We start from the raw sequence: 16,617 nt of genomic DNA, 5'->3' as shown, positions 1-16,617 counted from the left end.
GTGACATTTATCATTTTTTCTTCTTTTGACTGAATTTATTTTTGCTCTATAATTCAAAATATAAACTCATGAAAAAAGTAGTAGTTGCGGTTTTTACTGCATTGTTAATTAGTCCATTCTTTGCCTCAGCACAAGAAAACAACTCTGATGAATTTTCAAAATGGCAAGTCCGTTTACGTGCAATCAATATTATGCCAAACGAAAGCGCTGATATTGGTGTAATTGGTGGCGATGTTGATATTTCAAATGCATTTGTACCTGAGCTTGATTTTACTTACTTTATCAATAAAAAGTTTGCTTTAGAGTTAATTCTAGCAACTGCAAAACATGATGTTAACACAGTAAGCTCAGATATTTCAGCTGTTGGCGGTAGCACCAATGCTAATGTTGACTTAGGTGATGTTTGGCTGCTACCACCTACTTTAACCTTTCAATATCACCACGAATTATTTAAAAACTTTAAACCATATGTTGGTGCTGGTGTAAATTACACGATTTTCTATAATGAAGATGCTGGTGATGTTGCACAAGGAATTAGCTACGATAATAGCTTTGGTATTGCAACACAAATTGGTTTTGATTATATGATTAATGAAAAGTTTTTCTTAAACGCCGATTTTAAATACATATTCTTAAGTACGGACGTTACTGTAGATGCCGATAACTTAATGTCTGGCTTATCAATTCCTGCTGAAGTTGATATAAATCCTGCAATCGCTGGTTTTGGTATTGGTATGAAATTCTAAAATATTTTTAATTCTTTTTAAAAGTCAGATGTTTTAAAGCATCTGACTTTTTTTATGTCGTTTTGTCTTGTTTTTCATTAGTGAATATGTCATTTTGACGTGTTTAGTGTTAGGTATAACTTTTGACAAATAAGAAATAAACAAGAATATATAAAACTATGAATTTCAATAATTTTACAATAAAGTCTCAAGAAGCAATTCAACAAGCTCAGTTAATTGCTCAGGAGCATAAACATCAGCAAATTGAAAATGAACACTTGTTCAAAGCAATTATGCTGATTGATGAAAACGTAACACCATTTATTTTAAAGAAATTAAATGTCAACACCAACTTGTTCACACAAATCTTGGATAAAACCATTAGCAGTTTCGCAAGAGTTGAAGGTGGTGATTTAGTGCTTTCCCGAGATGCTGGAAAAGCGGTTAATGAGGCAACAATTATAGCCAAAAAACGCCAAGATGATTATGTATCTATTGAGCATCTTATTTTAGCAATTTTCAGAACTAAATCAAAAGTAAGTCAAATTTTAAAAGATCAAGGTGTAAGCGAAAAAGACTTAGAAGCAGCGATTAACGAATTAAGAAAAGGAGAAAAAGTTTCTTCAAAAAGCGCAGAAGATAATTATAACTCGCTAGATAAATATGCCCGAAATTTAAATCAACTTGCTGAAGATGGCAAGCTTGACCCTGTTATTGGTCGTGACGAAGAAATTAGACGTATTTTACAAATCCTATCGCGTAGAACCAAGAATAACCCTATGCTAGTTGGTGAACCAGGAACAGGCAAAACCGCTATTGCTGAAGGTCTTGCCCATCGTATCATTGCGGGCGATGTGCCTGAAAACCTAAAGTCAAAAAAAATTTACAGCTTAGATATGGGTGCTTTAATCGCTGGTGCAAAATACAAAGGTGAGTTTGAAGAACGCTTAAAATCAGTAATTAAAGAAGTAACTTCAAGCGATGGCGACATTGTTTTATTTATCGACGAAATTCACACTCTAGTAGGCGCTGGCGGCGGCGAAGGTGCTATGGATGCCGCAAATATTTTGAAACCAGCTTTAGCGAGAGGTGAATTGCGTGCCATAGGTGCAACTACACTTGACGAATTTCAAAAATATTTCGAAAAAGATAAAGCCCTTGAGCGTCGTTTTCAAAAAGTAGCGGTAGATGAGCCTGATACAGAAAGTGCCATTTCAATTTTACGTGGAATTAAAGAAAAATATGAAACACATCACAAAGTTCGCATAAAAGATGAAGCTATTATTGCCGCGGTTGAATTATCGCAGCGTTATATTACTAACCGTTTTTTGCCGGATAAAGCCATTGATTTAATGGACGAATCGGCCTCAAAATTACGTATGGAAATTAATTCTAAACCTGAAGAATTAGATGTCCTTGACCGTAAAATCATGCAGTTAGAAATTGAAATTGAAGCCATTAAGCGTGAAAAAGATGAGTCTAAATTGAAATTATTAAGAGCTGATTTAGCTGATTTAAAAGATGAACGCAACACATTAAATGCCAAATGGAAAAATGAAAAAGATATTGTTGATCAAATTCAACAATGCAAAACAGATTTAGAAAATTTTAAACTTGAAGCAGAACGTGCCGAACGTGAAGGCGACTACGGAAAAGTGGCTGAATTAAGATATGGAAAAATTAAAGATGCTCAAGGTAAACTTGAAAAATTACAAGCACAAGTTGAAGACCAAAAGTCTGAGCAGTCATTAATTAAAGAAGAAGTAGATTATGAAGATATCGCTGAAGTTGTAGCCAAATGGACAGGAATTCCTGTGACGAAGATGCTTCAAACAGAACGAGAAAAACTGTTAAAACTTGAAGATGAACTTCATAAACGTGTCATTGGCCAAGATGAAGCAATTCAGGCAGTATCAGATGCTGTTAGAAGAAGTCGTGCAGGATTACAAGACCAAAATAAACCCATAGGATCGTTTTTATTTTTAGGAACAACTGGAGTCGGTAAAACTGAATTAGCCAAAGCTCTAGCCGAATATTTATTTGATGATGAGCAAGCAATCACTAGAATTGACATGAGCGAGTACCAAGAACGTCACTCTGTTTCTCGCTTAGTTGGTGCACCTCCAGGATATGTAGGTTATGATGAAGGTGGCCAATTAACTGAAGCTGTGAGACGCAAACCTTATTCTGTAGTTTTACTTGATGAAATTGAAAAAGCTCATCCTGATACCTTTAATATTTTACTTCAAGTGCTTGATGAAGGACGACTGACTGACAATAAAGGTCGTGTAGCAGATTTTAAAAACACTATTATTGTAATGACTTCAAATATAGGTAGCCATATTATTCAAGAAAAATTTGAAGGCAATCCGGATGTCAATTCAGCTATGGAAGCCGCTAAAGTAGATGTTTTAGGCTTATTAAAACAAAGCGTTAGACCTGAATTTTTAAACCGTATAGATGATATTGTGATGTTTACACCGCTTTCTCAAGCTGATATAAAAGCGATTGTAAGTCTTCAACTCAACTTAATGAAGAAAATGCTCAATAAACAAAACATAACAATCGATGCAACTGAAGAAGCAATCATATATCTATCAAAGGCTGGATTTGACCCTCAATATGGCGCAAGACCAGTAAAACGGACAATTCAAAAAGAAGTTCTTAATAAATTATCAAAAGAGATATTAGCTCAAAATGTAACAACAGATAGTATTATTTTGTTAGATGAGTTTAATAACGAGCTAGTATTTAGAAATCAAACTGAAGTCAACACGAAAGCATAAATCTTCTATTAAATAAAAAAGCCCGATTAAAAACGGGCTTTTTTATTTACTGGTTTTTTTGTGGAGAATAATTATCATCCCAGTTTTTAATTTTTGGATCGTGTAGTTTATCTTGAGATTTAGCAACCATCATAGATACCGCAGCATCTCCTGTAACATTAACTGAAGTTCTTACCATGTCAAGCGGTCTGTCTACAGCAAAAATTAAAGCTAGTCCAGCTTCTGGAATACCAGCTTGACCAAGAACAATAACCAACATAACCATTCCTGCGCCAGGAACTGCTGCTGAACCAATTGAGGCTAATGTTGCTGTAACAATAATACCAAGTTGAGTGGCAAAATCTAAGTTCATACCAAAAGCTTGAGCAATAAAGACAGCAGCCACAGCTTGATATAAACTTGTGCCATCCATATTAATAGTAGCACCTATTGGAAGTACAAAACTTGAAACTTGTCGGTCTACACCTAAATGTTCTTCAACACGCTCCATAGTAACGGGTAAAGTAGCAGCACTTGAACTTGTAGATAAGGCTAATAGTTGAGCTGGTGAAATTCCATTGATAAAAAATCGAGGTGTTTTTTTGGTGAATAGCCAAACAATTAAGGTATAAGCAGCAATCATTAAGACTAAGCCTAAAACCACACAAAGCGCATAGTATAACAAAGCCATAAACAGATCGGCACTTGGTGCTTCAACCACTAGAGCTGCTAATAACGCAAATACGCCATAAGGTGCAAAAAGCATAATTAAATCAATCATTTTCAAAATAACTTCATTGAGTGCATCAAAAAAATCTTTGACGGGTTGTGCTTGTTTTTCTGGTATCAATATCATACCAATACCAAAAAATACGGCAAAGAATATAACTTGTAACATATTCCCGTTATTTGAAGCAGCACCAAAAATATTATCGGGTACTAAATTTTCTAAAGCTTGAAGCGGTCCAGCTTCTTTTTGCTTTTCAGCGTCTTTTTGCCTAAGTTCTGCATCACCACCATAGCTTTCAATTAATTCTTCTCTAGTATCTTGATCAATGCTTTTACCAGGTTGAAAGATATTTACAATAGCTAAACCTATAGAAACCGCGATAATAGTTGTAGCAATATATGTTAAAATTGTCCTTAACCCCATTTTTGATAAGCTTGAAATATCTTTTAAATCTGAAACACCTTTTATAAGTGAAGCTAGAATTAAAGGAACTGCTATTAATTTTAGAGCATTAATAAATATGCTTCCAAAAGGTTTTATCCAATCGGTTATAAATTGGCTTCCCCAATCAAAATTTGTAAAAATAAGTGCAAAAATTACCCCGAAAACCATACCGAGTAAGATTTGCCAATGAAGCGCTAATTTTTTCATAATAATTATCTATTTGTTTTATTGATTAGAAAAGCGTCAGCAAGAACAAGAGCAGCCATTGCTTCAACAATTGGTATTGCTCTAGGAACTACGCATGGGTCGTGCCGACCTTTACCTTCAACAGTTACTTGTTTATTAGATTCATCAATGCTAGACTGAGCTTTCATTAAAGTCGCTACAGGTTTAAATGCTACCGTAAACTCGATAGGCATTCCATTACTAATTCCACCTTGAATACCACCGCTATAGTTGGTTTTTGTTGTTTCATTAGTCAAGATTTCGTCATTATGTTGAGAACCTTTTAAAGTTGTTCCTGAAAAACCTGAACCATATTCAAAGCCTTTTACGGCATTAATAGTCATCATTGCTTTAGCTAAGTTAGCATGCAATTTTTCAAAAATGGGGTCGCCTAATCCAATCGGTACATTATTAATAATGCATTTTACTTGACCACCAATTGTATCTCCTTCTTTTCTTATCTGTTTAATGTAGGTTTCCATTTCCTGAGCAAGTTCAGCATTTGGGCAACGGACTGGGTTTTTTTCGATTTGGTTCATATCAACTTTATGGCGATCAGTTATCGATAGTTCGCCAACTGAAAATGTATAGGCAGCAATAGAAATTTCGGGAATTATTTGCTTAGCCAAAGCACCTGCAACTACCCAATTGGCTGTTTCACGAGCACTAGAACGACCACCACCACGATAATCGCGTTCACCATACTTTTTTGAATAAGTGAAATCGGCATGACTTGGTCGAAAAACTTCTTTAATATGACCGTAATCTTTTGACTTTTGATCTGCATTTTGTATTTCAAAACCAATGGGCATTCCTGTGGTTTTACCTTCAAAAATTCCAGATTTAAATTGAACAATATCAGATTCTTTTCGTTGTGTTACAATAGCTGATTGTCCTGGTTTTCGGCGGTCAAGTTCAAGTTGAATGGCTTCTAAATCTAGTTGAATTCCTGCGGGAACGCCATCAATAATTCCACCAATAGCTATACCGTGGGATTCACCATAAGTTGTAAGCTGTAATTGTCTGCCAAATGTATTACTCGCCATATACTCTTTTCAGCAAATGTAATTGATTTCAACAAATTACTAAAGTTTAAGCTGGTAATCCTAGCTTAACATTTATTCACTAAACTAAACAATTTGATAACAGCTAATTAGACTATTTATAACTTACAAATTAAGTTTTTCAACACTAAAATCATTTCATTTGAGTAATACTAAAAACAAATAATTTGTCTAAACGTGAACTTGATTTAGTTGTTCTATCAGATATTCATTTAGGAACTTATGGTTGTCATGCTAAAGAGTTGCTAAATTATCTAGAATCTATAAAACCAAAAACCTTAATTCTAAATGGTGACATTATTGATATTTGGCAATTTAGAAAACAATATTTTCCGAAGTCTCATTTAAATGTCATTAAAAAAATAATTGATTTATCTGCAAATGGTACTGAAGTCTATTATATTACAGGAAATCATGACGAGTTATTAAGAAAGTTCTCTGACTTTACAATGGGTAATTTAAAACTTGTCGATAAACTTGTTTTAAATCTCAATGGTAAAAAGGCCTGGTTTTTTCATGGAGACGTCTTTGATGTCTCAATACAAAATGCAAAATTTTTAGCTAAACTTGGTGGTTATGGCTACGATTTACTCATATTATTAAATCGTTTGCTGAATTACATCTTAAAAATGATGGGGCGAGAAAAATATTCACTATCAAAAAAGATAAAAAACAGCGTTAAAAAAGCAATTAAATATATTAATGATTTTGAAAAAGTAACCACAGAGTTAGCAATTGATAAAGGCTTTAGTTATGTAGTTTGTGGTCATATTCATCAACCTAGAATCAAGCGAAAAGTCAATGAAAAAGGTACTTGTCTATATCTAAATTCAGGTGATTGGGTTGAAAACTTAACAGCCTTAGAATACAATCATAATCGTTGGCATTTAGTCTATTACCAAAACTTAAATCTAGAATCAGTTGAAGTCAAAGATGCTAAAATTGATGTTTTGGCTGCTATAACTTTTACAAGCAAATAATTTTAACTAATTTAGTATTAAAATAGTTAAAATATGCGACAGTACATTCTTTTATTACTAACAACTACTCTATTCTTTTCATGTGAGTCTGAAGATGACAACACACTTCAAGCCGATAATTATTTCGACCTAAGTGTAGGAAATTCATGGACTTACAACAATACTATAACTCAAGGAGGCAATACAAACTCCGGTTCTGAAACCTTAGAAGTTAGCGGCATTGAAACAATTAACAATGAAGACCATTTTTCATTTACACAAACTAATGTTGAGCAACCTGGTTTGGTAACTTCAATTTTAACTTCAGGTGAACTTTACAAAACCAATGATAATGCGCAACTTGTTTTTACAGGCGATTATAATTTTGAAGCCACGCCAGAACTACCTTCTTTAAATTTTGAACTCAACAACGCTACAATATACGATCAATCTGCTCAAGCTGGCGCTACAGTTTACAATCAGTCTAACACGATTACTCAAGAAATTCAAGGTGTTCCACTTAATATAAATTACAGCATAAACATTATCAACGGTGGCAATATAGGAGAACTTACGGTTAATAACGAAACTTACCAAAACGTCTATCAAAGTGAAATTATTATTAATGCTGATATTCAAGCCGATTTAGGTTTAATTAATGTCACTGTTTTACAGCAACAAGATGTTGTTACGGCAACCAATTATTTTGCACCCAACATTGGTTTAATTAGAAGTGATGTGGCAACAGAATTATTATTTGAAGATTTGCCACAAATTAATTTACCAGATGTTTCTAGCACATCTTCTCAAGAATTAATTGATTTTAGCTTAACAATCGATTAAAGCTTCATATAAAACACTTACAGGATGCTTTGCAGTTCGCTGTAAAGCATCTTTAATTTGGTGGCGACAACTTGTACCATTAGCAACAATTATAGTGTTTGTTGATGTTTTTCGAATGCTTGGAAACAAAAATAATTCGCCCATTGCTTGACTAACCTGGAAATGTTCTTTTTCGTATCCGAAACTTCCAGCCATACCGCAACAACCTGATGTGATAAGTGTTGGTTGATAATTCTTAGGGATATTAAGCACATCAAAAGTAAATTTTGAGTTTGAAAGCGCTTTTTGATGGCAATGCGTGTGGATTTTAAGTCTTAAAGAATTTGAAGTAAATTGAGACGACTTAATATGACCAAGTTTAAATTCGTTTGCTATAAACTCTTCAATCAAATAAGTATGTTTAGCTAACTCAGTTGAAGCTTGATTATGATGATTTAATCTTAGATATTCGTCTCTAAAGCTAAGTATGGCTGATGGTTCGATTCCTATTAATGGCGTTTCAGCTGAAATTATCTCGCTTAACAACTTAACATTAGATTTGGCTATCTTTTGAGCACGATTTAAAAATCCTTTTGAAATTAAAGCGCGACCACTTTCAAGTTGTTGTACAAACTTTACATCGTAATTTAATTTACGTAGTAAATTTATAGCATCTTCACCAATTGAAGCATCTATAAAATTAGTGAACTCATCTATAAACAAGTAAACCGTTTTTTGTGTTGTCTTTTTTGATGAAAATGTATTAGATTTATTTTTAATTATTGTATGAAGCGATTGTTTAGATAACTCTGGTAAATTCCTTTTAACATGTATTTTAGATATAGACTTTAAACCTAATGACAAGTATTTATTTTTAACTATAGCATTGTAAAATGTTGGTGGTAGATATTTATAAACCAAGGATAGGTTTGCCAACAAATAATCGGCTAATGGTCTAGAATTGCTCTTATAATAATGCTGTAAAAATTCAGCCTTAAAACTTGCCACATCAACATTACTCGGACATTCTTTCTTACAAGCTTTGCAAGACACACACAAATCAAACACTTGTTTAAGTTCTGTTTGATTAAAAGCGTTTTTTGATGGTGTTGGATGCGTTAAAAATTCTCGCAAAGCATTGGCGCGAGCTCTTGTTGTATCTTTCTCATTTGTGGTTGCTTGATAGCTGGGACACATGGCTTGATTAGCCTGTGTGCTTACACGACAATCGCCACTACCGTTACAATTTTCAGCTGCTTTTAAAATGCCGCCTTCAGGAGAAAAATCTAAAATAGTATCAAAATCTGGTTCCGTTCGTTCTGTTTTATACCTTAAGTTTTTATCAATAGGTTTTGGGTTGACAATTTTTCCAGGATTAAAAACTTGATCAGAATCAAAAATTGTCTTCAGACTGTTAAAAGCCAGATAACAAACATCGCCAACTAATAACTCAGTAAAATTAGACCTTACAATACCATCGCCGTGCTCACCGCTAAATGAACCTTTATAAGCTTTAACTAAATGTGCTACTTCATGAGTAATTGCTTTAAAGTCAGCCACGCCTTGACTTGTTTTTAAATTAAGCCTTGGACGTAAATGTAGCTCGCCAGCACCTGCATGAGCATAATAAACAGCAGATTGTTTAAATCTTTTCATAATCGATTCAAAATCAGCCATATATTGAGCAAAATCCTCTAAGCTAACCGCTGTATCTTCAATGCAAGCTACTGCTTTTGTATCCTTTGAGATATTAGCCAATAAACCTAAACCAGCCTTTCTTAATTCAAGTACTTTAAAAATAGACGCTTCATTGATAAGACTATTATAATAAGAGTTAGTTTTAGTTTTTAAAATTTCAAATAGCTCTAACTCTAATTGCTTCAGCCTTTCTAAAGTGTCTGAGCGAAGTTCCAACATTAATATAGCTTTAGGATCACCTTTCAAGAAAAAGCGATAGTCTTTATATTTTAAGCTAGATTTTGTACAATCAAGAATGGTTTTATCCATCATTTCGCAAGTATATAAAGGTAGCTCCATGACAGGTTTTACCGAATTTAAACAATCTGTAATTGTATTAAAATGCGCAACAATCATGACCGAATGTTTTGGCGGAAGCTGATCTAAATTTAGTGTAATTGATTCAATAAAAGCTAGAGTTCCTTCGCTACCACAAATGAGCTTAGCTAAATTAAATTGTTGACTAGATTCTGAATAAAGTTCGGTTTCTAGTAATGCATCTAATGCATAACCCGTGTTTCGCCTATGAATTTCAGGTTTTGGAAAATTATCCTTAACTGCTTTTTGAAGGCTTTCATTGCTCAAAAGTTGATGAATGCGGCGATACAAGTCACCTTCTCGTGAGTTTAACTTCAGCTTTTCTTGAAACTGATGCTTAGTTAGTGATTTCAATTCAATACGACTACCATCATCAAGAATACAACTTAAAGCTTCAACTTTATCTCTTGTTACACCATACTTAATTGAAGTGGTTCCACTAGAATTATTTCCTACCATTCCACCAATCATACAACGGTTAGAGGTTGAAGTATTTGGTCCAAATTGTAAATTGTAAGGTCTTAAAAAAGCATTTAAGTCATCTCGAATAACGCCAGGCTGAACCGTAATTGTCTTCTTCTTTTCATTAAAATCGATTATTTTAGTAAAATACTTACTTACATCAACTATAATACCATTTCCTACACATTGTCCTGCCAACGATGTTCCTGCAGTCCTAAATATTAAATTTGTATGCTTAGTTTTTGCAAAGTTAATAAGCTTAATTACATCGCTTGAGTCTTTAGGATAGGCAATCGCTTGAGGAATTTCACGATAAACTGACGCATCAGTAGCATATAAATGTTTATGCAAACGATCTGTAAAGAGTTGTCCTTTGAGCTTAAGTTCTGAAAATGAATAAGATTCAAACAAGCTTATAATTTTATCAAATATATTCAAATTTAGAGGTTTAATTTAGTCTAAAAGCTTATATTTATATTATAAATAAATTGAAATTACTTTGATTTGAACTGATGAATATCATAGATAATTGAGGTAATTTTCAAGAAATTTGAATGAATGTTAATCTTTAAAAAACAAACCTATGGACGTAAATTTTAATTATGTGCATGTTACTGCAAGCGAACGACTAGAAGCGTTTACCAACAACCACTTAAATAAATTAAAAGATCGATATGACTGGATAGTTAGAGCTGAAGTTTTCTTTAAAAAAGAAAATACATCTGAACCAGATTCAGGTATGATTTGCGAAATTAAGCTAAGTGCACCAGGTCAAAACTTATTTGCTTCAACAAGTGCTAAAAATTTTGAAGCAGCAATTAGCGAAACCAGCTCCGAACTTAGAAGACAACTTCAAAAGAAGAAAGAAAAAATGACTACCCGCTAATAGTGATTATCATTTTTAATATAGCAAAAAGCCTCGATCAATCGAGGCTTTCTTTTTTTTCACAATTACAAAAACTATATTTCTTGAAAAATAGAACGCATCAAACGTGTTTTATCGTTTAAACTTTCTTCTAATGAAATCATAGTTTCGGTTCGGCTTACACCATCAATATCATCAATTTTGAAAATAATATTTTTAGCATGCTCTGTATTTCTAGCTCTTATTTTGCAAAATAAATTAAATTTCCCAGTAGTAACGTGAGCAACGGTAATATTAGGAATATCCTCAAGACGGTTTAAAACAAATTGTGTTTGTGAGGTCTTTTCTAAAAAAATACCAACATAAGCTATAAATGTATAACCTAAAGACTTGTAGTTTAAGGTTAAAGAAGACCCTTGAATAATTTGAGCCTCTTCCATTTTTCTCACACGTACATGAACAGTACCAGCTGATATATCTAACTTTTTAGCTATATCAGTAAATGGTGTTCTAGTATTTTCAATTAACATATTTAAAATTTGATGATCTGTATCGTCTAATTTAAATCGAGCCATTTTGAGTATTTTTTAAACATTAATGAATTAAAAAGCAAAATTAATGAATAAAATGTAATAAAAATTGAGATTTTGAATTAAATTTTAAATTTTTTCACGAAAACGTTTTCGTTAATCTTAAGCTCAGGAAACTCATCACCAACTTTTAAATCTTTAAATTTAAAATGATTTAAAGTCCTACTTGCATCAATTATAGTATGACCGTAAAACGAAGACTTATCTGCTATTTCAACCACTAAAGGTTTAAAAACGACGTAACTGCCTTCAGGAGATTCTTCATATTTAATGCCAACACGCTTTACTTCTTGATTAATTTGTAAATTTTCAACAATTACATCTACAAACAATTCTTGGTTTTCTGGAATTTCATTATAATTTCTTTCAACAGACTCATCAATATTTATTTCCCCAAAATTAGTGGCAAACTCTATAGCCTTAAATAGGCTTAAAAAAGTATATTTTCTGACAACCTCTCTTTCATAATCGTTGGTATAATGGCCTGATTCAAATAAGACCGTCGGAATACCGACCGAATGTAAATAGTCTCCTGTACAATTGATATTAAATCCATCATTGTAACGACCAACATGCTGCGGAATAAAATTTTGTAGCATAGCATTCATTTGATTAATGATAGCCATTGATTTTAACCTAACCTCACTAATGCGGCGATCTTTGGTAGAAGAAGCCGATAAAAATGATAATGTAGCCGGAACAGGTTTTTGACCAGCACTAAAAATAGTACGCTGCCCATGCATATTTAAACATAAATCTGGTTGAAATGACTCAACAATAGAGAACAAAACTTTAGTCTCAGGTTGTGATTGCAGTTTAGCATCTCTATTTAAGTCGACATTATTGGCGTTAAATCGCGTGTATTTAAACGCAGCATCTGGATTTAAAATAGGAATTATTTTAAGCGTAACTTTTTGAAGTAAATCGGTAAGGTTTTGATTTGAAACATTCGAGTTTAATGTAACCCAATTCAAAAAATCATAAATCGCTTTGGTTGAAGTAGATTCGTTACCATGCATTTGCGACCAAACCAATATCTTGATAGGTCCATTTCCTAAATTGAAAGATGTTATAATTCTTGACTCAACAGAATTGCCTTCATTCTTAATTGATAAATGGTGAGATAATTTATGATTTAGCGTATGAACTTTATCCTCAAGTAACAATCGACCATAAAGCTGATCACATTTAAACTGATTATAATTACGAAATAAGGTCTTGTAAAAGTATAAAGGTAATGTCATGTTTACAAAAGTAAAAAAAGAAAAGTTTACACAAGTAAACCATAACAAGTTTTGATTTTTTCACAATTGTAAATTTTTAAGACTTACTGAATTGAGTTTAACTTAGATTAATGTTTACTAAATGTTAACAGCGATCTATTTTTAGATAAATTATTTATTTCCAGTTATTTAAAATATTTTAATGAAGCTTTTGTTTAATTATAAATTAATTGATTTAAGACTTTTTTCTAATTTAGATTTATTGTTTACATTTGCATATTTACAATATTAAACAAACTTTTATACAATGGTAAACAGCGCTGATTTTTCCAAACGTATACAACGTATTATGGAAGTTTATGATCTCAACGCGTCAAGTTTTGCTGATAGAATTGATGTAGGTCGTGCTTCAATTTCACATATTCTCTCTGGTAGAAACAAACCTAGTTTAGATTTTGTGATGAAGGTTGTTAATGAATTTACTGATGTAGAATTATATTGGTTACTAAATGGTAAAGGTGAATTTCCATCAACTTCAACTCAAAATGAATCTGAAGAAAGCAAGAAAACAGCTACTACTCCATCTCAAAAACAATCTGAAAATATTAGTCAAAATATTCCTTCTACATACTCAAAACTTGCTACTAAACCCGATAAAATAATTAAAACGGTAATAATTTGTTATAATGATGGTACGTTTGATTCTTTTGAACAGAGCAATTAATATTTTTGTAGAAAATTAATTCGATGAAAAACTTTATTTGTTTAGTATTACTGAGTGTAACTTTAAGCTCGTGTTACCAATCTGAACGTAATTGTCATAAATTTAAAACGGGCGTATTTGAATTTAAAACACTTGTCAATGGCGAGTTAGAAACGACCCAATTTATTAGGAATGATAGCATCGAAATAGAGCTCTATAAAAATAAGCGTGATACGGCATATATTCGGTGGGTTAATGATTGTCAATATATTTTGACTTCCAAAAACCCTAAAAACAGGTCTGAAAAAAAGCCCATACAAATGCGAATTTTAACCACAAAAGAGAACACTTATAAATTTTCTTATAATATAGTTGGAGAAACTAAGACCCAGGAAGGACAAGTCACTAAAATAAGTGAGTTAAAATAAGCTAACTTGTGACTCATGAGAAGAATTGTTTTCTGATTCATCATTAAAATCTTTGCTCTCCATATCATCTAATTCGTGCTTTAGTGGCTCTAATGCATTGATTTGTTTGACTTTATCTGCTGTTAATTGATTACCTTGAGCCTTTATCCCTTTGATAGCTATAAACTCTTCAGCATTAATTATTTGATTAGGTTTACGATCTTTGCCTTTCTGTTTTATAAACTCAATTTCTATTTGTGGCCGATAGTCGGTGCTGATTAATTCTAATTGAGAATCGGGATGATCTGTAATCACCTGTTCTTCTTTATCGGTTTGTTCAATCAAAAAGCGCTTGAGATAGTAACGTTGCTTTTCGCCTTCCCAATAAATAACGCTTATCGGTTTTTTGGGTTGCCATTTTTCAAGGACAATAACATCATTTTCAAAATGTGTTGTTATTTCTGGTATGATTGTTTTCACAATTCCGTTTTGACGAACAATTAAAAGGCGGTCATTACCTTTAAATGCACCTAGAAGTTCGCCACGTTCATCTGTATTTAAACGCCTAACTGTATCGTCAAACCATATTTTACGAGGTTTTAAAGTGGATACACCTTCTTCTTTAAGCTCAGCACGTTTGATAGGAAGTTTAGTAACTATATTACCTTTTACGCCTCGACCTTTAATAGCTAAATCTTTAAAATCGAGATCAAATTTTAATTTTTTGAGTCCTTTTTTTTGTCTTAATTGAATATTAACAACTTCAGCTTCTCCATTAGGATTAGCACTAAAATAAAGCACTTTAGATCCTGCTTTTCCTTGTGTAATATCATAGGCGCGATCACGTGTAATTGAAGTGACTGAGAAACGCTTCATAAAATTATGTCCTGTTTTTCCATCACGATAAATGATATTATAAATGGTACGTTTGTCTTTACGCTTAAAAATATTGGTATAGATGATATTTTTACCGATAAAGGTTTTTGTATCAACTTTTGTTACCATCATTAAACCACTTTCAGTAAAGCAAATGATGTCATCAATGTCGCTACAATCGGTTACATATTCTTCTTTTTTGAGCGATGTCCCGATAAAACCTTCTTTGCGATTAACGTAAAGTTTGGTATTTCTAATAACAACTTTAGAGGCTTCTATATCTTCAAACAATCTAATTTCAGATTGACGTTCGCGACCTTTGCCGTATTTAGATTTTAGGTTTTTAAAATAATCAATAGCAAATGTTATTAGGTTTGCTAAGTTATATTTAACTTGTTCTATTTCACCTTCAAGTGCTTCAATTTTTTGTTGAGCTTTATCTAAATCGAATTTAGAAATACGCTTGATTTTAATTTCAGTTAATCGCGTAATATCGTCTTCTGTGACTTGTCGCTTCAAATGTTTTATGAAAGGCTTCAGTCCTCGGTCGATTGCCTGAATAACGCCTTCCCAAGTCTCTTCTTCTTCTATATCTCTATAAATACGATTTTCTATAAAGATTTTTTCTAATGATAAAAAATGCCATTGATTTTCAAGCTCAGAAAGTTTAATTTCTAGTTCGGCTTTCAACAAATCAACGGTGTGATTAGTGCTAATTTTTAATAATTCACTAACGCCTAAAAAATGAGGCTTATCATCTGTAATTACACAACTTAATGGTGAAATTGACACTTCACAATTGGTAAACGCATAAAGTGCATCTATGGTTTTATCTGGTGAAATTGAAGATGGAATATGCACAAGTATTTCAACTGAAGACGAGGTGTTATCTTCAATTTTTTTTATTTTAATTTTTCCTTTGTCGTTTGCCTTTAAAATTGACTCTATTAAACTGGTGGTATTGGTACTATATGGAATTTCAGAAATGACAAGCGTATTTTTATCTCTTGCTGAAATTTTAGCTCTTATTCTTACCTTTCCACCACGTAAACCATCATTATAGGCACTTACATCAATGATGCCAGCGGTTGGAAAATCGGGAAAGAGTTTAAACTTTTTACCTTCTAAATGCTTAATTGAAGCCTCTATGAGTTCATTAAAATTATGAGGTAAAATTTTTGTACTTAAACCAACGGCAATACCTTCAGCACCTTGCGCAAGTACCATCGGAAATTTAACGGGTAAATTAACGGGTTCTTTTTTTCGACCATCATAAGATAGTTGCCATTCGGTTGTTTTTGGGTTAAAAACAACTTCAAGCGCAAATTTGGTTAAACGTGCTTCTATATATCGAGAAGCTGCTGCGCTATCACCTGTCAAGATATTTCCCCAGTTTCCTTGGGTATCAATTAATAAATCTTTTTGGCCAATTTGTACAATCGCATCTGAAATACTAGCATCGCCATGCGGATGATACTGCATAGTATGCCCGACAATATTAGCTACTTTATTGTAGCGACCATCATCAAGATCTTTCATCGCATGTAAAATGCGTCGATGAACTGGTTTAAAACCGTCAACAACTGATGGGACTGCACGTTCTAAAATAACATAAGAGGCATAATCTAAAAACCAATCTTGGTACATCCCATTAATCTTAATAGAATCATTATTATTGGTTATTTCAGGAATATCACTCATG

13 protein-coding genes are annotated in these 16,617 nt (G+C 32.7%); 7 read left to right on the top strand and 6 right to left on the bottom strand.

Features of this window, described 5'->3' with window-relative positions; translation table 11 throughout:
- The first annotated feature begins 68 nt into the window (after nt 1-68).
- Nucleotides 69-746 carry an OmpW/AlkL family protein gene (locus BUB82_RS00435; protein ID WP_073190459.1) on the top strand — a complete coding sequence of 226 codons (678 nt, stop codon included), beginning with the start codon at nt 69-71 and terminating at the stop codon, nt 744-746.
- Between the two features lie 158 nt (nt 747-904).
- The gene (gene clpB / locus BUB82_RS00430; RefSeq protein WP_073190456.1) at nt 905-3,511 is read left to right on the top strand and encodes an ATP-dependent chaperone ClpB; all 2,607 of its coding nucleotides are present in this window, start codon (nt 905-907) and stop codon (nt 3,509-3,511) included.
- A gap of 46 nt (nt 3,512-3,557) precedes the next feature.
- On the opposite strand, the gene BUB82_RS00425 is transcribed toward clpB, so the two are convergent.
- Together BUB82_RS00425 and aroC are read right to left on the bottom strand one after the other, a co-directional pair.
- Nucleotides 3,558-4,871 (bottom strand): dicarboxylate/amino acid:cation symporter, encoded by a 1,314-nt coding sequence (locus BUB82_RS00425; RefSeq protein WP_073190453.1) that lies wholly within the window; start codon nt 4,869-4,871, stop codon nt 3,558-3,560.
- A 5-nt stretch (nt 4,872-4,876) separates the two neighbouring features.
- A complete protein-coding gene (gene aroC / locus BUB82_RS00420) occupies nt 4,877-5,935 on the bottom strand; it encodes a chorismate synthase (protein ID WP_073190448.1) in 1,059 nt (352 codons plus the stop codon).
- A 185-nt stretch (nt 5,936-6,120) separates the two neighbouring features.
- On the opposite strand from aroC, the gene BUB82_RS00415 reads away from it, so the two are divergent.
- Both BUB82_RS00415 and BUB82_RS00410 read left to right on the top strand, forming a co-directional pair.
- Entirely contained in the window at nt 6,121-6,933 is an 813-nt protein-coding gene (locus BUB82_RS00415; protein WP_073190445.1) for a UDP-2,3-diacylglucosamine diphosphatase, read from the top strand.
- 33 nt (nt 6,934-6,966) lie between these two features.
- Entirely contained in the window at nt 6,967-7,755 is a 789-nt protein-coding gene (locus tag BUB82_RS00410; RefSeq protein ID WP_073190441.1) for a hypothetical protein, read from the top strand.
- Here BUB82_RS00410 and BUB82_RS00405 read toward each other — a convergent pair.
- Nucleotides 7,741-10,689, bottom strand: coding sequence for an FAD-binding and (Fe-S)-binding domain-containing protein (locus tag BUB82_RS00405; RefSeq protein WP_317041040.1), 2,949 nt, complete (start codon nt 10,687-10,689; stop codon nt 7,741-7,743). The two genes, BUB82_RS00410 and BUB82_RS00405, sit on opposite strands and share 15 nt — an antisense overlap.
- 145 nt (nt 10,690-10,834) lie before the next feature.
- Between BUB82_RS00405 and hpf the strand changes: the two genes are divergently transcribed.
- Nucleotides 10,835-11,137: a ribosome hibernation-promoting factor, HPF/YfiA family gene (gene hpf, locus BUB82_RS00400; protein ID WP_073190433.1), complete on the top strand. Its 303-nt coding sequence runs from the start codon at nt 10,835-10,837 to the stop codon at nt 11,135-11,137.
- Nucleotides 11,138-11,211: 74 nt separating this feature from the next.
- Here hpf and BUB82_RS00395 read toward each other — a convergent pair whose 3' ends face one another.
- Both BUB82_RS00395 and BUB82_RS00390 read right to left on the bottom strand, forming a co-directional pair.
- Nucleotides 11,212-11,691: an Lrp/AsnC family transcriptional regulator gene (locus tag BUB82_RS00395; protein ID WP_073190430.1), complete on the bottom strand. Its 480-nt coding sequence runs from the start codon at nt 11,689-11,691 to the stop codon at nt 11,212-11,214.
- A gap of 77 nt (nt 11,692-11,768) precedes the next feature.
- The gene (locus tag BUB82_RS00390; protein ID WP_073190428.1) at nt 11,769-12,950 is read right to left on the bottom strand and encodes a M14 family zinc carboxypeptidase; all 1,182 of its coding nucleotides are present in this window, start codon (nt 12,948-12,950) and stop codon (nt 11,769-11,771) included.
- A 286-nt stretch (nt 12,951-13,236) separates the two neighbouring features.
- On the opposite strand from BUB82_RS00390, the gene BUB82_RS00385 reads away from it, so the two are divergent.
- A complete protein-coding gene (locus tag BUB82_RS00385) occupies nt 13,237-13,653 on the top strand; it encodes a helix-turn-helix domain-containing protein (RefSeq protein WP_073190423.1) in 417 nt (138 codons plus the stop codon).
- 23 nt (nt 13,654-13,676) lie between these two features.
- A complete protein-coding gene (locus tag BUB82_RS00380; protein WP_073190421.1) occupies nt 13,677-14,060 on the top strand; it encodes a DNA topoisomerase IV in 384 nt (127 codons plus the stop codon).
- On the opposite strand, the gene BUB82_RS00375 is transcribed toward BUB82_RS00380, so the two are convergent.
- Nucleotides 14,052-16,616 (bottom strand): DNA gyrase/topoisomerase IV subunit A, encoded by a 2,565-nt coding sequence (locus BUB82_RS00375; RefSeq protein ID WP_073190418.1) that lies wholly within the window; start codon nt 16,614-16,616, stop codon nt 14,052-14,054. The two genes, BUB82_RS00380 and BUB82_RS00375, sit on opposite strands and share 9 nt — an antisense overlap.
- Between the last annotated feature and the right edge of the window lies 1 nt (nt 16,617).

Origin of the sequence: Psychroflexus salarius (genome assembly GCF_900129035.1) — a bacterium.
GTDB lineage: Bacteria > Bacteroidota > Bacteroidia > Flavobacteriales > Flavobacteriaceae > Psychroflexus > Psychroflexus salarius.
The sequence above is the reverse complement of the archived record's forward strand: the minus strand, read 5'-3'. Positions and strand labels throughout refer to the sequence as shown.